Below are 24221 nucleotides of genomic sequence, written 5' to 3' on the forward strand. Positions count from 1 at the left end.
GCTTCTTCAGCATCCCTTTGACCGACCTCCGGGCAAGGCGAAGCCCTGCCCCTGACGGAAGGCCTCCGGGGACAGAACGTGTGGCTCGTACGTTGGGTTGCCCCAATAGTCGCTCTTCATGCCCTCGCTTCGGAAGAGCCGCGGTCTTTCTGCCTCCGGAGTGTTGTTCTGTACCCGGACGCCCTCACGATGCCCCGCCACGTGGGTGATGTCGGCGTGCCGTGTTTGGAAGCGATCGATAGCGGTGAGGGGGAGACGCGTGAGCATTCTGGTCGCCGTCGTGGCGTTGAGTAACTAGGGTCTGACAGCGTGAGAGCTATCCGCAGGTTCACCGTCCGAACCGTCCTTCCTTCGGAGCTGGCCCCCCTCGGCGAGCTCATGCACAACCTCCGCTGGTCCTGGCATCCCGAGACACTCGACCTCTTCGCCGAGGTCGATCCCGACACCTGGGAACGGGTCGGGCACGACCCCGTGGCGCTGCTGGGCGCGGTGGAGCCCGAGCGGCTGCGCGAACTGGCCGGAGACCGCCGCTTCCTGCGGCGTCTCGCCGATGCCGCCGATGACCTGCGCGAGTACATGACCGCCCCGCGGTGGTACCAGTCCCTTCCGGACGCCGCGCGGGCCATCGCCTACTTCTCCCCCGAGTACGGCATCGCCGCCGCGCTCCCGCAGTACTCCGGAGGTCTCGGCATCCTCGCCGGCGACCACCTCAAGGCGGCCAGCGACCTCGGGGTGCCCATCCTCGCGGTCGGACTCCTCTACCGGCACGGTTACTTCACCCAGTCCCTCTCGCCCGAGGGCTGGCAGCTGGAGCACTACCCGTCGCTCGACCCGGGCGGCCTGCCGCTGACCCTCCTGAAGGAGGAGGACGGCTCCCCGGTCCGGGTCAAGATCGGCCTGCCCGAGCACCGCGTGCTCAACGCCCAGGTCTGGGTGGCCCAGGTCGGCCGGGTCCCGTTGCTCCTGCTCGACTCCGACGTGGCCGAGAACGACCCCTCCGCCCGCGACGTCACCGACCGCCTGTACGGCGGCGGCACCGAGCACCGCCTCAAGCAGGAGCTGCTGCTCGGCGTCGGCGGCGTGCGCGCCATCCGCGCCTACTGCCGCATCACCGGCCATCCCGAGCCCGAGGTGTTCCACACCAACGAGGGCCACGCCGGCTTCCTCGGCCTGGAGCGCATCCGTGAGCTCACCGAGGCCAGGCTCTCCTTCGAGGAGGCATTGGAGGCCGTACGCGCCGGGACCGTCTTCACCACCCACACCCCGGTCCCCGCGGGGATCGACCGCTTCCCGACCGAGCTGATCGCCCGCCAGTTCGGCGGCGAGAACTCCTGGCCCACCGTCCCGGTGGACCGCATCCTCGCGCTCGGCGCCGAGGAGGAGCCGGGCAAGTTCAACATGGCCGCGATGGGCATGCGGCTGGCCCAGCGGGTCAACGGCGTCTCCGAGCTGCACGGCGAGGTCAGCCGGGAGATGTTCCAGGGACTCTGGCCGGGCTTCGACATCGCCGAGGTGCCGATCGGCTCGATCACCAACGGCGTGCACGCGCCCACCTGGGTCGGCCGGGAGATCATGGAACTGGCCGGGCGCGAGCTGCCCTCCCTCGTGGAGAAGGCCCAGGGCTGGGAGGGCGTGAACAAGATCTCCGACGAGGAGATCTGGGAGATCCGGGGCAGGCTCCGCGCCCGCCTCGTCGAGGCGGCCCGGGTCCGGCTCCGGCGGTCCTGGCTCGACCGCGGGGCGTCCACCGCCGAGCTGGGCTGGATCGACGACGCCCTGGATCCGGAGGTGCTGACCATCGGCTTCGCCCGCCGGGTGCCCTCCTACAAGCGCCTCACCCTGATGTTGTCCGACCCGGTACGGCTACGCGGGCTCCTGCTCGACCCCGACAAGCCGGTCCAGATCGTGATCGCGGGCAAGGCCCACCCGGCCGACGAGGGCGGCAAGAAGCTCATCCAGCAGATCGTGAAGTTCGCCGACCAGGAGAACGTGCGGCACCGCATCGTCTTCCTGCCCGACTACGACATGGCGCTGGGCCAGCTCATGGTCCAGGGCTGCGACGTGTGGATGAACAACCCGCTGCGGCCCCTGGAGGCCTGCGGGACCAGCGGCATGAAGGCCGCCCTGAACGGCGGGCTCAACCTGTCGATCCGGGACGGCTGGTGGGACGAGTGGTACGACGGCACCAACGGCTGGGCCATCCCCACCGCCGACGGCGTCGTCGATCCCGAGCGCCGCGACGAACTGGAGGCGAACGCGCTCTACGACCTGATCGACCACGAGGTGGCCGACCGGTTCTACGACCGTCCCGGAGGCGGCCTGCCCCGCCGCTGGCTGGAGATGGTCCGCCACACCCTGTCCTCGCTCGGCCCCAAGGTCCTGGCCGGCCGGATGCTCCGCGACTACGTCGTGGAGCTCTACCTTCCGGCGGCCACGTCCGCCCGCGCCCTGTCGGGCGGCGGCCACGAGCAGGCCAAGGGCTTCGCCTCCTGGAAGCTCCGGGTCAGCCGGGCCTGGCCGGGCGTGCGGGTCGAGCACGTCGAGGCCGCCGGGCTGGGCGACACCCCCGAGGTGGGAGCCGCGCTGGAGCTGCGGGCCACGGTCGCCCTGGGCGAGCTGGAGCCCGGCGACGTCGAGGTGCAGGCCGCCTACGGCCGGGTCGGGCTCCACGACGAGCTGCTCTCCCCGTCCTACACGTCCCTGTCCGTCGAGTCCCAGGGCGACGACGGCCGGGCGGTGTTCGTCGGCGCCATCCCGCTGCAGCGCACCGGGGCCTTCGGGTACACCGTCCGTGTCGTCCCGTCGCACTCGCTGCTGGCCTCCCCGGCCGAGCTGGGCCTGATCGCCGTCCCCGAGGAGCCAGCGGGCATGACCAACGGCACCCTGCGCTGACCCTCGCCGGGCTCCGGGTGAATCTGCGCCCACCCGGAGCCCGGGGGTCTCATCGCCGTCCGCGGTCGTGTCACAGCCCGGCCCGAGGAACGATCACCGTCACGCCCGGCACCGACCCGATCTCGGCCAGTGCCCTGCCCGCCTCCTCCAGGCCGATCGTCCGGGTGACGAGCCGGTCGGGCCGGAGCGCGCCCGAGCCGATGAGCTCCAGCATCGGCGGGTAGGCGTGCGCGGCCATGCCGTGGCTGCCCAGGACGCGGAGCTCGTAGGCGATCACCCGGTCCATCGGGACCGGCGTCCGGCCGCCCGGCAGGAGGCCCACCTGCACGTGACGGCCCCTGCGCCGCAGTCCCAGGACCGACGCCGCGCAGGTCGGCGCGCTGCCCAGCGCGTCGATCGAGACGTGGGCCCCGCCCCCGGTCAGCTCGATGACCTGCGCGGCGACGCCCCCGGCGTTCCCCGCAACGGTGTCTCCGGCGGTGTTCCCGGCCGCGGTGTTCCCGACAGTACTGTCCCCCGCGACGGTGTCTCTCGCGGTGTTCCCGGCAGCGGCGTCTCCCGCGGCGGCGTTGTTGATCACATTGGTGGCGCCCAGCTGCTCGGCCAGCCGCAACGCCCCGGCGTTCACATCGACCGCGACCACCCGCGCCCCGGCCGCCGCGGCGATCATCACGGCGGACAGGCCCACCCCGCCGCACCCGTGCACCGCCACCCACTCGCCGGGCCGTACCTCACCCACCTGGGCGACGGCCCGGAAGGCGGTGGCGAACCGGCACCCGAGGGACGCGGCCGTGGTGAAGGACATGCCGGGCGGCAGGGCGACCAGGTTGACGTCCGCGTTCTCCACGGCCACGTATTCGGCGAACGACCCCCAATGGGTGAAACCCGGCTGGGTCTGGCGTTCGCACACCTGCTGGTCACCGGTGGCGCACGCCGTACAGGAACCGCACGCGGCCACGAAGGGGACCGTCACCCTGTCTCCCGGGCGCCAGTCGCGGACCTCGGCGCCGACCGCTTCCAGCACGCCCGCCAGTTCGTGCCCCGGCACGTGCGGCAGGCGCGTGATGTCGGCGTCGTGGCCCTGCCAGCCGTGCCAGTCGCTGCGGCACAGTCCCGTCGCCTCCACGCGGATGACCGCACCGCGTGGAGAGACGGCGGGAACGGGCACCTCACGGACGTCGAGCGGACCACCAAAGCGGTCAAAAAGGACAGCGCGCATGGCATGAGGGTACGGCACGCCCCGGCCGGGCGATCTTCGGCACCGCCCCGGTGATCTTCTGTGGGAGCCGTACGGATCCCCGGCCCGCGGGAGTCGTCCGGCGGATAGGGTTGCCCGCGATGCGGGCGATGCGGGAAAGCGCTGATCTGGTGGTCCTGGGCGCCGGGCCCTCGGGACTGGCGGCGGCCTGGCGGGCCGCCCTGCGGGGGTTGTCCGTCGTGGTGCTGGAGCGGGCCGGCCACGTCGGCGGGTTGTCGGCGAGCTTCGAGGTCGCCGGCGTCCGGGTCGACCACGGCAGCCACCGGCTCCACCCGGCCACCCCGCCCCGCCTCCTGGCCGACCTGCGCGGGCTGCTCGGAGACGACCTGCAGACGCGCCCGCGCAACGGCCGTCTCCGGATCGCCGGGCGCTTCGTCGGGTTCCCGCTGCGGGCGGGCGAACTGGCCAGGAGCCTTCCCCCGGGGCTGCTGGCCGGGGTGGCGCGCGACGCGGCGACGGCGCCCCTGCGGGGCGGGAGGCACGCGGACACCTATGCCGGGACGCTGCGTGCGAGCCTGGGGCCGGCGCTCTACGACGCACTCTACGCCCCCTACGCGGTGAAGCTCTGGGGGCTGCCGGGCGAGGAGATCGACGGCGACCAGGCACGCAGGCGGGTCACGGCCGACAGTCCCTGGAAGATCGCCCGGCGGATCCTGCGCGGCCGGCCGGACGGCCAGGGGAAGATCTTCCACTACCCCCGGCGTGGGTTCGGCCAGATCGTCGAGGCGCTCGCCGAGGCCGCGACGGCCGCCGGGGCGGAGATCAGGCTCGGTGCGGCCTGCACCCGCATCGAACCCGCCGAGGAGTCCGTGACGCTGCACACGTCACGAGGATCCGGTACGGGGAACTCCGGAACCTCGCCGGGATCGGCTTCCCCGGGAGCCACCCCGACCGGCGCCGGGGGAGAGGCGGCGGACGGCCGGATCGAGGCCGGGCGGGTGTTCTCCACGATCCCGATGCCCGCGCTGGCCCGGCTGGTGGAGCCCGGTCCCCCCGCCGGGGTCGTGGAGGCGGCGGGGCGGCTGCGCTTCCGGGCCATGGTGCTGGTCTACGCGGTGCACGAGGGCGGGCGGTGGACGCCGTACGACGCCCACTACCTGCCCGGCCCCGAGACCCCGGTGACCCGGATCTCCGAGCCCGCCAACTACCGGACCGGCGCCGCCGACCCGGCGGACCGTACCGTGCTGTGCTTCGAGATCCCCTGCGCGGCCGGTGACGATCTGTGGACGGCGGAGGACTTCTCGGGCCTGATCCACGAGACCCTCGCCGCCTCCGGGCTGCCCCCGGTCAACCTGGCCGAGGTGGCCGTACGGCGGGTGCCGCACGTCTATCCCGTCTACGAGACGGGCTACGCCGCCCATCTCGCGGGTCTGGACGCCTGGGCCGGGACCGTCCCGGGCGTGACCACCTTCGGCCGCCTGGGCCTGTTCGCCCACGACAACACCCACCACGCCATGGCGATGGGCTACGACGCCGTCGACTCCCTCACCGATGCCGACACCGGCACCGGCACCGGCACCGGCACCGGCTGGGACACCGCGGCCTGGCGTGCCGCCCGCGCCCGGTTCGCCGAGCACGTCGTCGAGGACTGACGACTCCGGGCGCCGTTCCCCGTACGGTGGCGCGTTCCGGTGGATCGCCCTCTCCGGGCCCCTTTCTCCGCCTGATGGCTGTCTTTTCAAGGGGATTTGGGAGAAGCTGACTGCATGGCTGTTGAACGCGTTCAAAAACTGACGGTCGTCGGCAGGACGCTCCTCACGGGCCTGCTGGGCGGCGCGGCGGCCGGAGCGATCAGCGCTCCGCTCAGCCTCGCCGTGATCATCATCGTCGAGAGCATCTCCGGCCCCTACGTCGACCCCAGCCTCGGGACCACCTCCGGCGGCGACACCGCCTCCACCGATTCCACGGAATCCACCGCCGACACCGTCACCCTCGTCGTGGTCCAGGCGATCGGCGCCCTGCTGAACCTCGCGGTCGTGGGCGGCCTGGCCGGGATGGTCGCGGGGCTCGTCGTGGCCCTGCCCGTCGCGGCGGTCATGGCGCTCGCGGCCCCGTGGCTGGCCGGGCAGCCGGCCCCGGCGCGGCTGGTGTGCGCCTCCGCCTGCGTGACCGCGACGGTCGCGTTCGAGGCGGGAGTCGTGGCGGTGAGCGGGGGCTGGGAGGACTCGTTCTTCGGCGAGCCCCTGTTCCTGAGTCCTCCGCTGGTGATCGCGGCATTCGTGGGCTACCGGTACGGCCCCCGCCTGGTCGCCGCCCCCGCCCCGGAGTGACCGCCCGCCGCCCCGCAGGATGGAGCGAGACCGGCTGCGCTTTCGAGGTGATTACCGAGTGTCACCAGGGGTATCCGCGTGCCTCGGTGGACCCGCTGAGCGTCGATGAGGCATGGGGCTTCGTCCAGGACTGGCTGGATGCGGAGACCGCATGGATACCCGTGCCGACGACACGTCATGCCGAGGTGCTCAGAGATCTCCTGGTAAAGGGGGATCTCAGGGGAAACCTGGTTACCGACGCGCATCTCGCCGCACTTGCCATTGAGCACGGTGTGGCTGTCTGCTCGGTCGATTCCGACTTCGCCCGCTTCCCGAAGCTTGAGTGGGTGAATCCCCTGTTGAGTAGGTGATCAGGGGGAGTTGAGCTCGCGGTGGACGGCGGGGATGACCTTGCGGAGATAGCGGCCGAGCGTGATGAAGGACTCACCGGTGGCGCGGAAGGCGTAGCGGATCGGGACCTCCTGGTAGCGGTAGCCCTTGGCCAGCAGGTCGAGGGTGAGGACCTGGGCGTAGTTGTAGTCGTGGATCACCTCGGCCGCGCGGGCCGCGCCGGGGGAGAAGGCCCGATAGCCGCTCTGGCCGTCGGTGACGTCGTGCCGGGTCATCCAGCGCACCCACGCGGTCAGGACCCGGTTGCCGAGCCGGCGGTGCGGGAGCATGCGGTCGATGCTTCCGGTGAACCGGGAACCCACCACGTAGTCGGCCGCGCCGGACAGGATCGGGCCCGTGAGGAGCTCGATGTCCTCGGGGAAGTACTCCAGGTCGGCGTCCAGATAGACGACCGCCGCCGGGCCGAGCCGTACGGCCTCCGCCAGCCCGCGGCGTACGGCGGCGCCCAGGCCGAGGTTGTGCGGCTGGGAGATCACGGTGGCCCCGGCGTCGAGGGCGCGCCGGGCCGAGGCGTCGGAGGAGCCGTCGTCGATCACGATCGTGACCAGCGGGTGCCCGGCGACCTCGGCCGGGAGGCGTTCGACGACCTCCCCGACGGTCTCCTCCTCGTTGAAGACGGGGATGAACACGACGACCGGCGCGTCGGGCGGGACGGGGAACGGCTCCGGCCGGCCGGGGAGGACGCGGGGCAATCTGAGCCTGGTGGGAGTCACGAGGGCGACACCTCCGACGGTGAGGGAGTAGGCGGTCTTCAGCGCGTGGGTGAGCAGGGCGACCGCGAAGGCCGGGCCGGGGGCGGCACCGAGCGCGACCAGCGCGGCCGTGGCCGCGGCCTCGTAGGAGCCGAACCCGCCGGGGGTCACGGCCACGGTCTGGGCGGCGATCGTCACAGCGGTCACGGCCACCGCCTCGCCCGGTGTCAGCGCCAGCCCGGCCAGCCGTGCCACCTCGTACACCACCGCCGCCTCCAGCACCCACGCCACGACCGCCGCGACGAAGACCACGGGAAGCACGATCGCCGTTGCACGCTGTAGGCGGGTCAGCCAGAACGCGCCGGCGAGGGTGGCGAGGATCAGGACGGCGACGAGGGGGACGAGCCAGGGGCCCGTCAGGGCGGCGACCAGAGCGGGGGCGGCGACGAGGGCGAGCAGGGCGACGGCGGCGAGGTCGGCGGAGCGGAGGGTCACGGTGGAGGCGACCACCGGGGCGGGGGCCAGGCGGGTCCGGCGCAGGACGGTCGTCACCCGCAGCGCCTCGCCCAGGCGGAACGGCAGGACGTGGTTGCCGAGCAGGGACACGTGCAGGGCGGCCCAGGACTGGCCGGGGGACAGCCCGGGGAGCACCCGGCACCAGGACCACGCCCGCAGGACGAACGCGCAGCCGTACATCCCGAGCGCGACCAGCACGCCCAGCGGGTCGCGCAGCAGCGCGCGCCCGGCCGAGACCAGGTCCGGGCCGGAGACGACGCGGGTGAGGTAGACGACGGCGACGGCGAGGACCAGCAGGCCCGCGCCGCGCCGGATCAGCTTCGGCAGGGAACGGGGATGCCCTCCGGCCGGTCGGCGGGGACGGCGGAACCGGCCTGCTGCGGATCGGAGCAGGCCGCGGGGCGGACGGGAGACCCGCCCGGGCGGAGGCCGGTGAGGAGTGGGCACTCAAGGTCCTTCAAGGTTCCGCTTAGTGAGGTTAGGCTACCTTTAGTGATGACGAGAAGAGGGCACGGTGGCATCGATCGTGACCGGTTCCGCAGGATTCATCGGCCGAACGCTGGTTGAGACGCTCCTCTCCTCGGGAGAGAAGGTCGTCGGCATCGACCGGGTGGCCCAGCCGCCGCGACCCGGTCTCACCGTGCTCACCGCCGACCTGCTGTCCGGTGACGAACTCGTCCGGGCGGCTCTGCAGGACGCCGACGTCGTCTACCACCTGGCGGGGTGCCCGGGCGTCCGGGACCGCGGCCCCGACGTCGCCCTGCGGCGCCGCCGCGACAACGTGCTGGCCGGGGCCCACGTGCTCGCCACCGTCCCCCGGCGGGTGCCGGTGCTGGTCGCCTCCTCCAGTTCGGTGTACGGCGGGGCGCGTGCCTGCCGCCCCAGCCACGAGGCCGGTCCGCTGCGGCCCGTCGGCGGCTACGCCAGGAGCAAGGTCCTGCTGGAGCGGTTGTGCGCCGAGCGGCTGGCCCGCGGCGGCCGGACCACCGTGATCAGGCCGTTCACCGTGGCCGGCGAGGGTCAGCGGCCGGACATGGCGCTCGCGCTCTGGCTGGCGGCGGCCCGTGAGGGGCGCCCGCTGCGGGTGCTCGGCTCGCTCGACCGCACCCGTGACGTCACCGACGTCCGGCAGGCCGCCCGGGCCATGGCCGAGCTCGCCGCCGCGGGGGTCCAGGGCGTCGTGAACATCGGCACCGGCCGCGGCCAGACCCTCCGCGCGATGGCCGCCGCCGTCGCCGAGGCCCTGGACACCGAGGTCTCCTTCACCGTCGAGCAGGCCCCCGCGGCCGAGCCCGGAGCCTCCCTCGCCGACGTCCGCCGCCTGCGCTCCCTGATCGGCTGGTCCCCGGAGACCGACCTGCCCGGCCTCGTCCGGCGCCAGGCCGCCGCCCACGCCCTGGTGGAGGCGTCATGACCGGTGACCGGCCGCCGCGGCCAGGCCCGTCACCGGCGGCGACGGGCCTGGTGGCGGTGGTCGCGACGGTGGCGGCGCTGCTCGGGATCGGGGTGCGGGCGCGGTTCGGCGGGCACGTGGCCGTCGACGAGCCGCAGTACCTGCTCACCGCTCTCTCGATCTTCGAGGACTTCGATCTCGACATCACCGACGAACTGGAGCGGCGGCGCTGGACGCCCTGGGCGGGGACCGAGGCGCTGCCCGTGCAGACCGAGGTGCTCGCCGACGGCACGCAGATCAGCCCGCACGACCCGCTGCTCCCGATCATCCTGGCCGTCCCGATGGGCCTGGGCGGCTGGGTGGCCGCCAAGGCCGCGCTGGCGCTCATGGCGGGCGCGCTCGCCGCGCTGACCCTGTGGACGGCGGTACGGAGGTTCGCGGTCCCGCGCCGGCTCGCGACCGGCGGCGTGCTCCTCGCCTCGGCGAGCGCCCCCCTGGCCGTCTACGGCCAGCAGGTCTACCCGGAGCTCCCCGCGGCGCTCGCCGCCGTCGCCGCCCTCGCCATCGTGACCGGCCCCGCCTTCGGACGGCGGCGTGACCTCGCCGCCTTCGGGCTGGTGATCACCGCGCTGCCGTGGTTGTCGGTCAAGTACGTCCCGGTGGCCGCCGCGCTCGCGCTGCCCGGCCTGTGGCGGCTGCGCGCCGACCGGCGGGCCCTCGCCGCCCTGGCCGGGGGGTTGGCCGCGATGGGCGCCGTCTACCTGGTGGTCCACCGGCTGATCTGGGGCGGCTGGACGGTCTACGCCAGCGGCGACCACTTCCAGGAGTCCGGTGAGTTCGGCGTGATGGGGTTCGACCCCGACTTCACCGGGCGCGCGGTGCGGCTGGTCGGCCTGATGACCGACCGGGGGTACGGCCTGGCCGCCTGGCAACCGGCCTGGCTGCTGCTCCTGCCCGCCGTCGGCTACGGGCTCTGGCACCTGCGCCCGCGGAACCTCCCCACCGCCTCCCCCGACGACTCCTCCGACGGCTCCTCTGGTGCGCCTCTCCCCGCTCTCCCCGCTCCCCCCACCGCCTTCCGCAGCGCCGCGCTGCTGCTCCCGCTGGCCGCCGGGTGGCTCACCGCGACCTTCGTCGCGCTGACCATGAACGGCTACTGGTGGCCGGGCCGCCAGACCGTGGTGGTGCTCCCCCTCGCCCTCCTGCTGATCCTGGCCTTCCTCCGCGACCGGCCCCGGTGGCTCCACCGCACCGGCCTGGCGCTGGGCACCGCCGGGCCGGTCACCTACGCCTGGCTGCTCGCCGACGGGTACGCCGTCCGGATCACCTGGGTCAGCGGCTTCGAACGGGTCGGCTCGCCGCTCTACCAGGCGATCCGTCCCCTCCTGCCCGACTATCGGAGCGGCTGGGACGCCTTCTGGCCGCTCCACCTGACCTGGGCCCTCATCTCCCTCCTCCTCGTCGCGTACGGCACGCCGTACCTCATGAAAGGAAAATCACATGAAGTCGATCCCGATCCGGACGACCGCCGCGGTCCTGGCCCTGGTCGGCGCGCTGACCTTCGGCCTGACGGCCTGCGGCGGCGGTAACGAGGACGACGGCGGATCCGGCTCCTCCAGTTCCTCCGAATGATCGAGACCCCCGGTAAGGCCCGGTAAAGGAGGAACGACCGATGTCCCTGCGCAGGCTGGTCGCCGTCGCTCTGATCCCTGTGGCGCTGCTGGCGTCCGCCTGCGGCGGGGACGGGGAGAGCTTCGACGACGACTCCCTCGTCGTCTACTCCGGCCGCAACGAGAACCTCGTCGGCCCGCTGCTCGACAGGATGAAGGCCGCGACCGGCCTGGACGTCCAGGTCCGGTACGGCGACAGCGCCGAGCTGGCCGCGCAGATCCTCGAAGAGGGCGAGGAGACGCGGGCCGATGTGTTCTTCTCCCAGGACGCCGGGGCGCTCGGGGCGCTGAGCAGGCACCGGATGCTCGCCCCCATCCCCCAGGAGGCGCTGGCGAGGGTGCCGGCGGAGTACCGCGGCTCGGACGGCACCTGGGTGGGCGTCTCCGGCCGGTCCCGAGTGATCGTCTACGATCCGCGGACCGTCGCGGCCCCGCCCAAGAGCGTCTTCGAGCTGACCGACCCGAAATGGAAGGGCAAGGTGGGCTGGGCGCCGACGAACGCCTCCTTCCAGTCGTTCGTCACCGCGATGCGGGTGATCTCGGGCGAGGACAGGGCCCGGCAGTGGCTGGAGGAGATGAAGGCCAACGGCGCCCAGACCTTCTCCAGCAACGTCAACATCCTCAACGCCGTGGACGAGGGCAAGCTCCAGCTCGGGCTGATCAACCACTACTACTGGTACGAGAAGGTGGCCGAGAGAGGGCGGAACGGGGTGCCGTCCCGGCTGGCCTACCTGCCGGCCGGTGACCCGGGCGCGCTGGTCAACGTGGCGGGCGTGGGCATGCTGAAGGCGTCCAAGCACCCCGAGGCCGCCAGGAAGGCGGTGGACTTCCTCCTGGGCACCGAGGCGCAGAAGTACTTCGCCGAGACCACCAAGGAGTACCCGCTGATCTCCGGCGTCCCGGCCGCCTCCGGCCTGCCGCCGTTCGACTCGCTCAAGGGACCCGACGTCGACCTGGCCCGGCTCGACTCGATCGAGCAGACCGTCGCCCTGCTGCAAGACGTGGGCCTGGTCTGAGGATGGCCCTCCGCCGCGTCCCCGTCATCCCCGGGCGGACGGCCGCCGGCCGCGCGCGTCCGGGGACGGCCGCCCGCCGCATCCCCGCGGGGCTGCTGGCGCCGGCCGGGGTCACCGCGGCGCTGGCGCTGCTGCCGGTGGGCTATCTGGCGGTCCGCTCCGCCGAGGCAGGGGCGGACGCCGTGGCGCGGACCCTGCTGCGGAGCCGGACGCTGGAGCTGGCGGCGCGCAGCCTGGGGCTGGCGGCGGTGGTGACCGTGCTGTGCGTGGCCGTCGGGGTCACGCTGGCCTGGCTGGTCGTCCGGAGCGACCTGCCCGGCCGCCGGTTCTTCGGCGTGCTGGCGGCGCTGCCGCTGGCGGTGCCGTCCTATGTGGCCGCCTACACCTGGGTGGCCGCGACCGGGGTCGAGGGTTTCGGCGGGTCGGTCCTGGTGCTGACGCTGTGCAGCTATCCCTACGTCTACCTTCCGGTGGCCGCCGCGCTGCGCCGCATGGACCCGGCCATGGAGGAGGTCGCGCTCTCCCTGGGGCGGGGCAGGCGGGGCGTCGTGCTCCGGCAGCTGCGGCCCTCGGCCGCCGCCGGCGGGCTGCTGGTCGCCATGTACGTGCTCGCGGAGTTCGGCGCGGTGGCGATCATGCGGTTCGACGTGTTCACCACGCAGATCTACACCTCCTACCGGTCGGGCTTCAGCCGCACCCCGGCCGCGGTGCTCGGCCTGCTGCTGGTGGCGATCACACTGGTGATCGTGGTGGCGGAGTCCCGCACCCGGGGCCGGGCCGGCTACGCCACGCGCGGTGCCCCGGCCCGCAGGCCCCCGGCGGTCCGGCTGGGCGTCGCGGCCCGCGCGGGCGCGCTGGCCTGGTCCGCCGCGCTGGCCGGGCTGGCGGTCGGGTTCCCCCTGGCGGGCATCGGCTACTGGCTCGCGGACGGCTCCTCGGCCGGGGCGGACGCGGCCAGGCTCGCCGAGGCGGTGGCCGCCACGCTCGGCGTCGCGGCGGCGGGGGCGGTGCTCACCACCGCGCTGGCCGTACCGGTCGGGATCATCGCGGCCCGGTACCGGGGCCGTACGGCGACCCTCCTGGAGCAGTCGACCTACGTGGGACACTCGCTGCCCGGCATCGTCATGGCGCTGTCTCTGGTGTTCTTCGCGGTGCGCTACCTCCCGGCGGTCTACCAGCGCTGGCCGCTGCTGGTGATCGCCTACGCGGTGCTGTTCATGCCCGCGGCCGTCGGCGCGGTGCGGGCCTCGGTGCTCCAGTCGCCGCCGGTCCTGGAGGAGGTGGCCCGCTCGCTGGGCCGCGGCCCGTTGCGGGCCGTCGGCGAGGTCACCCTCCCGCTCGCCCTGCCCGGCGTGCTCGCCGGGGCGGCGCTGGTGTTCCTGACGGCCATGAAGGAGCTGCCCGCGACCCTGCTGCTGCGGCCCACGGGCATGGACACGCTCGCCACCCGGCTGTGGACGGAGACCGGTTCGGGAGCGTACGGCGCCGCCGCGCCGTACGCCGCCCTGCTGATGCTGCTCGCGGCCGTCCCCGGGTTCGTGCTCGGCCGCCGGTCCCTTGAGGAGGTCCCGTGAAGTCCGTGGAGGTCCCGTGAAGTCCGTGGAGGTCCCGTGAAGCTCACCGTCACGGACGTGCGCAAGTCCTTCGGCGCCACGGAGGTGCTGCGCGGGGCGTCGCTGACGGTCCGGGAGGGCGACCTCGCCGCGGTGCTCGGCCCGTCCGGCTGCGGCAAGACCACCCTGCTCCGGATCGTCGCGGGCTTCGAGAGCCCGGACGGCGGGTCGGTGCGGATCGGTGACCGGGAGGTGGCCGGCCTGCCGCCGGACAAGCGCGGGGTCGGGATCGTCCCGCAGGAGGCGGCGCTCTTCCCGCACCTGTCGGTGGCACGCAACGTCGGCTTCGGGCTGCCGCGCGGGTCGTCCGGGCGGACCGCGCGGATCGAGGAGTGCCTGGAGCTGGTCGGGCTGGCCGGGTACGGCGACCGCATGCCGCACCAGCTGTCCGGCGGGCAGCAGCAGCGGGTGGCCGTGGCCCGGGCGCTCGCGCCCCGGCCCGGGGTGGTGCTGCTGGACGAGCCGTTCAACGCGCTGGACCGTTCGCTCCGGGTGAGCGTGCGCGACGAGGTCCGGGCGGCGCTGAAGCGGGCCGGGGCGACCGCCGTGCTGGTCACCCACGACCAGGAGGAGGCGCTGTCCATGGCCGACGCCGTCGCCGTCATGCGGGAGGGCAGGATCGTCCAGGAGGGCACGCCCGCGTCGATCTACGCGGCCCCGTGCGACCTGGGGGTGGCGACGTTCGTGGGGGAGGCGGTGGTCCTGCCGGCGGTCCTGTCGGCCTCCCACGGCCGGGACACCGTCTCGTGTGAGCTCGGCGACCTGCTCCCGCGCCGCGACGGGGTCCCGGGAGCGGGGAACAGGACGGGCGGGGCGGGGAACGGGACGGTCGGGGCGGCGGACGGGAGGCCCGGGACACCGGGGGCGGACGTCACCGCCACCGCAGGGGCGGGCACGGTCGCGCTCCGGCCGGAGCAGTTCGTGCTCCGCGCGCCGGGGGAGGGCGTGGAAGGGCTGGTCGAGCGGGTGGAGTTCTTCGGGCACGACGCGGCGGTGACGGTCATGCTGGAGTCGGGGACCGTGATCCGGGCCCGCACGCGGGGCGACCTGCCGCACCGGCCGGGCGACCGGGTCGGCGTCGCCGTCGAGGGACCGGTGCTGTTCTTCACCGGCTGAACCGGCGCCGGGAAGAGGGTCTCCCCGTACCTGCGATATGTCCGGAGCCGCGGTAACCGCACGAGAACATGGGTAGCCTCGATTCGCGATGTCCTTGTGACATAACCGATGTGACTGATGTCTGACTGTTCTCGCTCCAGAATCAGAGGCTCTTCGTCGGCCAGCGGCCCCGCAGAAGGAGAGTTCCGGAGATGGATCTCAAGGAATACATCGAGATGTTCAAGGACGGCGGCGTGAAGGCCATGCTCGACTGGGACGCCCTCAGAGACATGGACTGCGCCGTCTCGACTGTTTACTCGCGTTCAAGAGACCTGCTGTCGAGCATTTTCACCGTGTGGTACGAGCGTCCGGACGGCACGAACGGGGATTGGCGTAACCGGACGGATCGTCCGTTGCGTGTGGGTGACGTCTATCGCACACATTCCACGTGGCCCGAGGTGAGACGCCGCCGTATCGCTGCGCTGAGCGATACCTTCCGGCGGGAGCCCGAGCCCGTGCAACTGGTGCTTCCCGCTTATTCCTTGGGTGACGAACGCCTGTTGCTCCTGGACGGGACGCACCGTTCCGTGGCCGCGCACCTGGCCGGTGCCGATGTACGTCTCTTTATTTTCATGGTCAAGGGTCCCGTGGATGATAAGATACTGCCCGATCTGATGCATTTTTAACGATCATTCTGCGATCGGTGATCCGCCGAGGCCTTTCTCCGTTGTTTCCGATCGAGTCGATCGCAAGTGCTGGGGCTATCACCGCTACGCGGTGACGCGGGCCGGACGAGGATTGGCGAAGAAGGCCCAGGAATCCGCTACCGCGATGATCCGGGGTCCGCGGCGGCCCAGACCCAGGGAACTGGCCGCGGCGCGCCTGTGACCGCTATCCGAGAATTGAGCGAGCAGTATGAAGAAGATTGTCGATGGCCGCGTCGATGTTCCCCGATGGATCGGTTCTCCAGAGCGCTGGTGACGCCGGATGCCTCTGGGACCTCATCACCACCAACGAGCCGGCCTCAAGTACACATTCGACACCGAGCAATTCGTAGGCCCCCGGAGCGCCGTCGGTCTCTGCGTTGGACCAGCGCGTGAACACATCTTGCGGTGGCATGGCGGCTACCGCGAGCCGAGCCGACCAGCGGGCAGCGTCGAACATCTTAGGGCCCAACAGGGCGGAGGCATCGAACAGGACTAACGTGCCATCGGGTCTGCGGGCGATGTTTCCAAAGGTCAAGTCCCCATGCAGGGGCGCCAGCCCGCCACCTCCATAGTGAAGCCCTGCCGCGGAGTGCCACGCCAGCGGCACGGACCTTCCGTCTGCGCGCAGCGCCGACGCGCACGCCTCCCAGCGAGGCAGCATGGTATCTCCGAGAGGCCGCAGGACATCGGCCAAGTGTGGAACGGGCTCGTGCATCGCAGCCCCCCATCCGGCGAGCACGTCTGTCGCCATCAGACATTCCTGATACGTCACATCGATAGGAGTGTGCGACAGGTGCTCCATCAGGAGCCAACTGCAATCGGCCGTCGTTCCCGTCTCCAGCCGCGGAACTGAGACCCCGCGCCGGCCCCACTCCTTGAGGAGAGGTCCTTCTCCTCTGGGACGGTCGCCGTACACCTTCAAGACCACATCTGAGGCGACCTCATCCAGACCCGGCACACGGCATCGCTCGAAGCGCAGTAGGAGGCGTGGTTTGTCGTCCTTTACGAGAACGCCGACGAAGCCATCCAGTCCCAGGTGCGAGACGAGATCGGGGACGGCCGCAACAGCACTCCTGATCTTGGCTTCTGCCTGCGGATCCCGCTGCCCGACGCGAGCGATTTGCTCGTTCAGGCTCTTGGTGAGCCGGTATGAAGAGGTCATACTCGATGCTATCTCGAAAAGTATGCGGCAGGGGCGACGGCTTCCATGTACCCTGATCCCGTCTAATCGGAGAGAGAATGGCGTGGAGCAGCAGAATGAGCGGGCGGGCAACCTGCGCCGTCGGGCCGCAAGCGTATCCTTATGGCTCTCGGCGGTGTTCCTCGCCGTAGGACTGCCACTGTTGCTCGCCTGGCTGGCGATCTCCCTCGAGCCGTCGCAGTGGCATTGGAACGACTGGATAAATCAATTCACACAGATTTCCACCGGCGTCATCTTCTTCGGCTTGGCCTGGTTTCTCGGACGAAAGAGCGAACAGCGTTCCGAGGCCATGGCGAACGCTGAACTGATCACGTCGATGGGTGCCCTCTCGACGAGTAGTGCGCGCGCCTACGCAGGAAGCGACGCACAGGCACTAAGAATTGCGGCGGACGCCCGCGCGGCCCTTCAGCACTATCCTCGCGCGCAATACACAGAACAGAGTCGGCTGATCGCGAAGGTCGTCGACTCATACAGTGATCTGATCTTCGGGACGTTCAGCCGCGCCGACGGGCTTCCTCGATCGATATGGGATGGCCTGATCGGCGGAGCGTACGATGTGATCGCCGACGCGGAACTCCTGGCCGGGAGCCTTCGGCGCGATCTCCAAAAGCGCCAGCTTATTGACATGGTGGAACACATCAAATTCGCGATCGAGATAGGGCAGGAAGTCCGCAAGTTCGACGAGGTGCTGGCTCCGGACCAGTCATATCGGCCACGAGCTCTCGAGGGGGTGTGGGAAGGGAGGCACGTAAAGGACTCGGAATCGTTGTCAAGAATCTCGCGACTGGAGTTGCTCTATCGACGCGAGCTCACGGTTGTGCATAACTGGAGTATTCTAAAGAAGCGTGCCGGCAAGTTGAAATGCTCGGCCGTCCTGCACGATGTCACCGACACGGGCGATTGGTTCTCGCCGTGGTTCGTACGCCGCCCGGGGAACGGCCTTCTTGAACCCGTGAACGTCGTCGGGGATCTCCTGGGGAACGAGATAGCTCGATTCGACCAGATATGCGATGCGCCAGAGATCCCCGTCTACCCTTCCCCGCTAAGGCACTCCGAGATTCCGTCCGGTATGCGTGAAACCACGATAGCGAGCCATTGCAAGATTCTTGAAGACACCGCCACGAGGACCATATGCGTCTTAACGTATGAGGTTAAATGCGCCGACAGGGTGTCACGGCGGATAGTTCTCGACGGAAACCATCGCCTGGCTGCGGCGCGACGACTCGCTGCCGCCTCGCCGGAGACGAGCCGACAGCCTATGCGTGTATTGGAATTTCTTATCGAGGAACATGAGAGAATAGAAGAAAAAATGCCACCGCCTGATAAGTTCAAAGGTTGGGCATGGAACGGTTTCACGCCTGACGTGCATGTTCTCCGTACAATTTGCACCACCCCGCCGTCAAACCACAGGCCGCCGAGCTACAGCCCGGAGTGAGCAGTCGACGATATTGATGCCGAACGGCTCCGAACAAGGCTTCGGACCCTTGTGCCGAGCCGATCCTCATCTGGCCTAATCGGGGAAGCCCGAAGCTAGGGTGGGTCGTGGTGCGCAGTCGGTGGCGTGCCGGCCGTGTGGGGATCCGCCCACGGCTCAGAGTCTCCGGAGGGATGGCCATGGGTGAGTTCGTGCGAGTCGAGACGGCCGACGGGGTGGCGACGATCAGGCTCGACCGGCCGAAGATGAACGCGCTCAACGGGCAGGTCCAGCGGGAGATCGGCGAGTGCGCCCGGCAGGTGGACGCCGATCCGGAGGTCTCCGCCGTGGTGGTCTACGGCGGCGAGCGGGTCTTCGCGGCGGGCGCCGACATCAAGGAGATGGCCGACATGTCCTATGCCGACATGGCGGCGCACTCCACGGTGCTGCAGGACTGCTTCACCGCCGTCGCCCGGATCGGCAAGCCGGTCGTCGCGGCGGTCACCGGGTACGCGCTCGGCGGCGGGTGCGAGCTGGCGCTGTGCGCCGACATCCGGATCGCGGGCGAGTCGGCCAAGCTCGGCCAGCCGGAGATCCTGCTCGGCATCATCCCGGGTGCGGGCGGCACCCAGCGGCTGTCCCGGCTGGTCGGCCCGGCCAGGGCCAAGGACCTCATCTTCACCGGCCGCCACGTGACCGCCGCCGAGGCGCTGGCGATCGGGCTGGTCGACCGGGTGGTCCCCGACGCCGACGTCTACGCCGAGGCCCTCGCCTACGCGGCGAAGTTCGTCGGCGGCCCGGCGGTGGCCCTGCGCGCCGCAAAGCAGGCGATCGACCACGGCCTGGAGACGGACCTGGACACCGGCCTGGAGATCGAGCGCCTGGCCTTCTCCGGGCTGTTCGCCACGGACGACGCCAAGATCGGTATGCGTGCCTTCGCGGAGAAGACCCAGGCGAAGTTCACCGGCCGCTGATGGTTGATATGTCCTGGTAGATCAAGCTTTACCGGTATCGTGCCTGATTATGGTGCGGTTGGTGAAGCGTGCTCTGATTCCGGCACGCCTGCGGCGGCTGGTCCGCGGGTGGTTCGACTCCCGGTACATCTCCCGGGCCGACCATCGCCAGGACATCAGGGACGCCCTCTGGGAGGTCCAGACGCTCCGCCGCGAGGTCACCGCGCTCGGCGCGGAGGTCGAGCGGCTCCGCGCGAGGGTCGGCGGGAGCGGGGGCCGGGCCGGTCAGGACGGGACCGGGGTCCGGGTCACCCCGGACCAGGTGCGCCGGTGGGACGACGCCCACCGGCTGGCGCAGGAGACCGCGGTCGCGATGGACCGCGTGCTCCAGAACGAGGTGCTGCTCTGGCAGGCTGTGGACCGCCTGCCCGAGGACGCGACGTGAGGGTCTTCTGGACGGCCGACAGCGGTGACCTGGGCAGCGGCCGGAGCGGTGACAGGGATGGTGACAGGGATGGTGGCCGGAGCACCGTCTGGCACTGCGTCTTCCGGCTGGACGCCGAGGACGCCATCACCGGGTTCTGCACCGACGGCCAGGCCCTGAAGCTGGCCACGAACACGTTCCGGGTGGAGTTGCCGGGCGCGCCGTACGAGATCCACCCGGACCTGCTCGCGCTCGCCGCGTGGACCGTCGTCGCGCCGTGGACGCGGCGGCGGATCGTCTTCGACCGGCCCGTCTCCGCGGAGCTGGCCGGGGCGATCGAGGAGGGCTGGGGGATCGGGGCCGGGCCGGTCGGCTGCTCCCCCCGCGCGGGGAGCGGCCTGGCGATCTCCTACAGCGGCGGGGCGGACTCCGCCGCGGTGGCGGCGGTCCTGCCCGACGCGCCGTTCGTGCACTTCCAGCGGGTCTCCCACCCGCGCGTGCCCAACCGCTGGACCCACTACCGCTCCGACGTGCTGGCCAGGCTCGCCGCGGAGACCGGTCGGGAGCTCACGGTCGCCCGCTCCGATCTGGAGTTCACCCTGGCCGAGCCCCGGCCGGGCTACCCCGAGCACCACGCGGTGGCCGCCGGGGCGCTGCTGCTGGCCGACGAGCTGGACCTGGGCGGCCTGGCCCTCGGTTACGAGATGGGTTCGCGCTGGCTGGGGGGCGGACGCTACCTGCACAGGTACACCCCCGACAATCCGATGTGGGCGCCGCACGGCGCCTGGGGACAGGCGTTCGCCGCGGCGGGCGTGCCGCTGGTCCTCCCGGTCGGCGGGGTGAGCGAGGCCGTCACGATGCGCCTGGCGCTCGGCTCCGATCTCAAGGACCAGGTCCGCTGGTGCCTGCGCGGGGTCGACGGTCCCTGCGGGACGTGCGGCAAGTGCCTGTACAAGGAGCTCATCCACGCCGCCATCGAGCGCCGTCCGCTGCGCACCACGATCACCCCCGAACGCGGGGTCGCGCGCAGGTGGCAGCAGCCCCCGCCGTACGGCGGGCAGGAGATGATCGAGTACGGCTGCGCCTGGGTCCCCGGCATCGAGGACACGGTCTTCGGCAGGGCTGCCGCGTTCCTGAACGCCACCGAGGAGTCGACCGCGTGGCTGGAGCGCTGCTACCCGCCGGCGGTCGAGGAGATCCCCGAGCCCTGGCGTGAGCGGATCCGCGATTTCATGGCCGCGGAGGTGGGGTTCATGAGCGACGATGAGGCGCGTCGCGTCGAGACCTGGGGGATCGGGACGCCGGGGACGATCCTGGAGACGACGCCGGAGACGTCATCGTGAAGGCTGCCGTGAGGTGCTGTCATGAGGGTGCCGTCGTGAGGATGCTGTGAGGGTTCTGTGAGGGTGCTGCCGTGAAGGTGTACGTGTCGGTGGACATGGAGGGCGTCACCGGGCTGACCGACCCCGAGGAGATGCACGCCGGGGGCCGGGGCTACGAGCGCGGCTGCGAGCTGATGACCGGGGACGCCAACGCGGTGATCCAGGGGGCCTTCGACGCCGGGGCCGGGGCGGTGCGGGTCAACGACGCCCACGGGTCCACCAAGAACCTCAGGATCGACCTGCTCGACGAGCGGGCCACGCTGATCCGGGGGCCGGGCAAGCCGCTGCGGATGGGACAGGGGCTGGACGGCACCTACGCCGCCGCGTGCTTCGCCGGGTACCACGCGCGGGCCGGGGTCCGGGACGGCGTGCTCAACCACACCTGGATGGGCAAGGAGATCCAGAACGTCTACCTCAACGGTGAGATCTGCGGGGAGACCCGTCTGGTCGCGGCGTTCGCCGGGACGCTCGGCGTGCCGGTGGCGCTGGTGACCGGGGACGAGGCCGTCTGCGAGGAGGCGCGCGAGCTGCTCGGCGACGTCGAGACGGTCGCGGTGAAGAGGGGCATCGACCGGTTCTCCGCCGAGCTCATCCCGCCGTCGGTCGCCCACGCCCGCATCCGCGAGGCCGCCGCCCGCGCGCTCGGGCGGCTGGGGGAGCTGAGGCCGTACGCGGTCGAACCCCCCTTCACACTGGGCGTCGAGTGGAACTCCACCGCCATCGCCGCCGGGTGCGCGCTCATCCCGGGCGTGCGGGCCGTCGGTCCCCGCCACACGGAGTTCAGCACCGACGACTTCGGCCAGATCATGTCCCTGTTCGGCATCTTCGCCATGATCGGCGGCCAGGTCGCCTGCGGCAGCGGGATCTACGGCTGACGATGGAGAAGACGGACGCGGGCGGGGAGAACGCCGGGGCCCCCGGGGCCTCCGGGACGGCCGAGCCGGCCCGGCGGGCCGGGACCGGGGGGATGACGCGGCGGGCGCTGCTGGTCGGCGTGGGCGCGGCCGGAGGCGCCGGGGCGATGTTCGCCGCCATGGGGGCGCTGGGGCTCGCCCCCGGCTCCCAGGAGAGGTCCTTCGCCCCGCCGCAGCGCTCCGACTTCACGCTGACCGGCCGGGGGGCGGCGAAGGTGGTGGTCCTGGGCGCCGGGGTCGCCGGGCTGACCTGTGCCTACGAGCTGGGCAAGGCCGGGTACGACTGCACGGTGCTGGAGGCGGCCGACCGGGTCGGCGGCAGGAACCTCACGCTCCGCGGCGGTGACCGGCTGCCCGAGATGGACGGGCAGACGCAGACGGCGGAGTTCGGGGAGGGCGTCTACTTCAACGCGGGCCCCGGGCGGATCGCGCCGTGGATGGTCACCATGGACTACTGCCGCGAGCTGGGCGTGCCCATCGAGACCTTCGTCAACAACAACGCCTCGGCGTACATCTATACGCAGGGCATGACCGCTCCGGTCCGCGCCCGCACCGCTCGCGCCGACATGTACGGATATATCGCTGAATTGCTGGCCAAGGCCACCGACGCGGGCGCGCTGGACCGGGCGCTGACCGGGGACGACCGGGAGCGGCTGCTGGAGTTCCTGCGCCGCTTCGGCGACATCGGCCAGGGCTTCGCCTACCGCGGCTCGGACCGCCGCGGTTTCGCCGTCTACCCCGGCGCCGTCGCGGGAACGCCCCTGCCGGGGCCGTCCTCCCTGAGCGAGGTGCTCGCCGCGGGGACGGGCCGGGCGATCACCATGGACTTCGGCGTCGAGCAGGCCATGCCCATGTTCCAGCCGGTCGGCGGGATGGACGCGATCGTGACCGCGCTGGCCCGCGAGGTCGGGGAGGACCGGATCAGGACCGGCACCCGGGTCACCGAGATCAGGAACCTGCCCGACGGCGTCGAGATCTTCCACTCGGATGGCGTCACCCGCGCCGACTACTGCGTCGCCACGCTCCCCCCGCACCTGCTCGCCCGCCTGCGGCACAACCTCGGCGCCCCGGTCACCGCGGCCCTGCGCGAGCCCGTGGTGACCGCCGCGGGCAAGATGGGCCTGGAGTACGGCAGGCGCTGGTGGGAGATCGACGACCGCATCTACGGCGGCATCACCGAGACCGACCTGGACATCACCCACATCTGGTACCCCTCCTACGGCTACCACGGTGAGCGCGGCCTCGTGGTGGGCTACTACAACACCGGTACGGAGGCGGAGATATACGGCGGCCTCTCGCACGCCGAGCGCCGCAACCGCGCGCTCACCCAGGGCAAGAAGATCCATGGTGAGAAGTACCGCACGGAGCTGCGGTCCAGCGTCTCCGTCGCCTGGCACCGCCAGCCGCACATCGAGGGCGGCTGGGCCCGCTTCCCCTTCTACGACGACGGCTTCGCGCTGCTGCAGAGCCCGGCCGGCCGGGTGTACTTCGCCGGGGACTGGCTCAGCCATCTGGTCGCCTGGCAGGCGGGCGCGATGGAGTCGGCCAGGAAGGCCGTCACCGGTCTCCACCAGCGTGTCGCGGGGGGAAGCTCGTAGGGCGCGCCGGCGGCGTGGGACCCGCGGGACGCGCGGCCGCGCACCCCCCGGCAGCCCCGTAGGGTGGCCGGGACAGACGTTCTCCCCGCAGGGCTACCTCTCCGGCATGGAGGGGCGCCGCCGGGAGGGCTTTCCGGCGCAGGCGGTGTGAGGGGGCGGCGATGGGCATCGGGACGCTGGGGTGGGCCGCGGCCGGGGAACGGCTGGACCTGCTGGCGGAGCCGGTGGCGCGGGCGGTGCGGGAGCTCGGCCCGGACGCCGGCGCCCAGGTGGCGGAGATCGATCCGGCGCTGGCGGACACGGCCGCCTTCTGCGAGCGGTACGGCGTGCGCCTGGACGAGTCGGCCAACTGCGTGATCGTGGCGGCGAGACGGGGCGGGGAAGTCCGCTACGCGGCGTGCATGGTGCTCGCCACGACGCGCGCCGACGTCAACGGCGTGGTCCGGCGGCACCTCGACGCCCGGAAGATCTCGTTCGCGCCGCAGGAGGACGCGGTCAGGCTGACGGGGATGGAGTACGGCGGGATCACGCCCCTGGGACTGCCCGAGGGGTGGCCGGTCCTGGTGGACGAGGCGGTGGCGGCTCACCCGGGAGTCGTCATCGGCAGTGGTGTTCGTCACTCGAAGCTCGCCCTCGCGGGTGCGGCGCTGGCGGGCCTGAAGAGCGCGGAGGTGCTCCGCCTGGCAAACTGACGCCGAAATGAGATTGCCTGTTACCCGCCCGTGGGAAACCGTTGAGGCATAGCAGACGTTACTTGTACGGGGAATGTGGCCTGATGGTTCATCTCATAGGCGGGGTTTAAGCCGGTATGGTGCTTCATGCC

At 71.6% G+C, this 24221-nt stretch carries 20 protein-coding genes; 17 read left to right on the forward strand and 3 right to left on the reverse strand.

The annotated features are described in order from the left end of the window. Positions 1–309: 309 nt before the first annotated feature. Complete coding sequence (glgP, locus tag IEZ08_RS07810) at positions 310–2892, forward strand: alpha-glucan family phosphorylase (RefSeq protein WP_068926657.1); 2583 nt, start codon at positions 310–312, stop codon at positions 2890–2892. 70 nt (positions 2893–2962) lie between these two features. Here glgP and IEZ08_RS07815 read toward each other — a convergent pair whose 3' ends face one another. Then, positions 2963–4111 (reverse strand): alcohol dehydrogenase catalytic domain-containing protein, encoded by a 1149-nt coding sequence (locus IEZ08_RS07815; protein WP_189241920.1) that lies wholly within the window; start codon positions 4109–4111, stop codon positions 2963–2965. 128 nt (positions 4112–4239) lie between these two features. Here IEZ08_RS07815 and IEZ08_RS07820 point away from each other — a divergent pair, with 128 nt between their 5' ends. From IEZ08_RS07820 to IEZ08_RS07830, 3 genes are all read left to right on the forward strand, one after another. Next, complete coding sequence (locus IEZ08_RS07820) at positions 4240–5742, forward strand: FAD-dependent oxidoreductase (RefSeq protein WP_189241921.1); 1503 nt, start codon at positions 4240–4242, stop codon at positions 5740–5742. 114 nt (positions 5743–5856) lie between these two features. Continuing rightward, a complete protein-coding gene (locus tag IEZ08_RS07825) occupies positions 5857–6420 on the forward strand; it encodes a hypothetical protein (RefSeq protein ID WP_068926653.1) in 564 nt (187 codons plus the stop codon). A 47-nt stretch (positions 6421–6467) separates the two neighbouring features. Then, positions 6468–6770, forward strand: coding sequence for a PIN domain-containing protein (locus IEZ08_RS07830; RefSeq protein WP_068926651.1), 303 nt, complete (start codon positions 6468–6470; stop codon positions 6768–6770). On the opposite strand, the gene IEZ08_RS07835 is transcribed toward IEZ08_RS07830, so the two are convergent. Further along, on the reverse strand, positions 6771–8465 hold the full coding sequence (locus tag IEZ08_RS07835; RefSeq protein ID WP_189241922.1) for a lysylphosphatidylglycerol synthase domain-containing protein: 1695 nt from the start codon (positions 8463–8465) through the stop codon (positions 6771–6773). It abuts the gene before it with no gap. Positions 8466–8532: 67 nt separating this feature from the next. Here IEZ08_RS07835 and IEZ08_RS07840 point away from each other — a divergent pair, with 67 nt between their 5' ends. The 6 genes from IEZ08_RS07840 to IEZ08_RS07865 all read left to right on the forward strand — a co-directional run bounded on the left by IEZ08_RS07840 (position 8533) and on the right by IEZ08_RS07865 (position 15491). Then, positions 8533–9432 (forward strand): NAD-dependent epimerase/dehydratase family protein, encoded by a 900-nt coding sequence (locus IEZ08_RS07840; protein ID WP_189241923.1) that lies wholly within the window; start codon positions 8533–8535, stop codon positions 9430–9432. Continuing rightward, positions 9429–11000 carry a hypothetical protein gene (locus IEZ08_RS07845; RefSeq protein ID WP_189241924.1) on the forward strand — a complete coding sequence of 524 codons (1572 nt, stop codon included), beginning with the start codon at positions 9429–9431 and terminating at the stop codon, positions 10998–11000. Before IEZ08_RS07840 ends, IEZ08_RS07845 begins: the two co-directional genes overlap by 4 nt. 83 nt (positions 11001–11083) lie before the next feature. Beyond that, positions 11084–12097 (forward strand): iron ABC transporter substrate-binding protein, encoded by a 1014-nt coding sequence (locus tag IEZ08_RS07850; protein ID WP_068926645.1) that lies wholly within the window; start codon positions 11084–11086, stop codon positions 12095–12097. Positions 12098–12099: 2 nt separating this feature from the next. Beyond that, positions 12100–13671 (forward strand): ABC transporter permease, encoded by a 1572-nt coding sequence (locus IEZ08_RS07855; RefSeq protein ID WP_189241925.1) that lies wholly within the window; start codon positions 12100–12102, stop codon positions 13669–13671. A 36-nt stretch (positions 13672–13707) separates the two neighbouring features. Beyond that, complete coding sequence (locus IEZ08_RS07860) at positions 13708–14826, forward strand: ABC transporter ATP-binding protein (RefSeq protein WP_189241926.1); 1119 nt, start codon at positions 13708–13710, stop codon at positions 14824–14826. Between the two features lie 191 nt (positions 14827–15017). Further along, positions 15018–15491, forward strand: a complete 474-nt coding sequence (locus IEZ08_RS07865; RefSeq protein ID WP_189241927.1) for a hypothetical protein — start codon at positions 15018–15020, stop codon at positions 15489–15491. A 205-nt stretch (positions 15492–15696) separates the two neighbouring features. Here the strand turns inward: IEZ08_RS07865 and IEZ08_RS07870 are convergent, their stop codons facing one another. After that, positions 15697–16674 carry a protein kinase family protein gene (locus tag IEZ08_RS07870; RefSeq protein WP_141704228.1) on the reverse strand — a complete coding sequence of 326 codons (978 nt, stop codon included), beginning with the start codon at positions 16672–16674 and terminating at the stop codon, positions 15697–15699. An 82-nt stretch (positions 16675–16756) separates the two neighbouring features. On the opposite strand from IEZ08_RS07870, the gene IEZ08_RS07875 reads away from it, so the two are divergent. The 7 genes from IEZ08_RS07875 to IEZ08_RS07905 all read left to right on the forward strand — a co-directional run bounded on the left by IEZ08_RS07875 (position 16757) and on the right by IEZ08_RS07905 (position 24090). Next, positions 16757–18148: a DUF485 domain-containing protein gene (locus IEZ08_RS07875; protein ID WP_141704227.1), complete on the forward strand. Its 1392-nt coding sequence runs from the start codon at positions 16757–16759 to the stop codon at positions 18146–18148. 179 nt (positions 18149–18327) lie between these two features. Further along, positions 18328–19101, forward strand: a complete 774-nt coding sequence (locus IEZ08_RS07880) for an enoyl-CoA hydratase/isomerase family protein (RefSeq protein WP_068926639.1) — start codon at positions 18328–18330, stop codon at positions 19099–19101. Between the two features lie 61 nt (positions 19102–19162). Further along, positions 19163–19525, forward strand: a complete 363-nt coding sequence (locus IEZ08_RS07885) for a hypothetical protein (protein ID WP_229802980.1) — start codon at positions 19163–19165, stop codon at positions 19523–19525. After that, the gene (locus IEZ08_RS07890) at positions 19522–20847 is read left to right on the forward strand and encodes a DUF6395 domain-containing protein (protein ID WP_229802981.1); all 1326 of its coding nucleotides are present in this window, start codon (positions 19522–19524) and stop codon (positions 20845–20847) included. Before IEZ08_RS07885 ends, IEZ08_RS07890 begins: the two co-directional genes overlap by 4 nt. 71 nt (positions 20848–20918) lie before the next feature. Further along, positions 20919–21761, forward strand: coding sequence for a M55 family metallopeptidase (locus IEZ08_RS07895; RefSeq protein WP_068926634.1), 843 nt, complete (start codon positions 20919–20921; stop codon positions 21759–21761). Positions 21762–21763: 2 nt separating this feature from the next. After that, positions 21764–23398, forward strand: coding sequence for a flavin monoamine oxidase family protein (locus IEZ08_RS07900; protein WP_084780668.1), 1635 nt, complete (start codon positions 21764–21766; stop codon positions 23396–23398). Between the two features lie 161 nt (positions 23399–23559). Continuing rightward, positions 23560–24090, forward strand: coding sequence for a YbaK/EbsC family protein (locus IEZ08_RS07905; protein ID WP_068926632.1), 531 nt, complete (start codon positions 23560–23562; stop codon positions 24088–24090). Positions 24091–24221 lie beyond the last annotated feature (131 nt).

It is taken from the genome of Planobispora rosea (assembly GCF_014648175.1).
Classification (GTDB): domain Bacteria; phylum Actinomycetota; class Actinomycetes; order Streptosporangiales; family Streptosporangiaceae; genus Planobispora; species Planobispora rosea.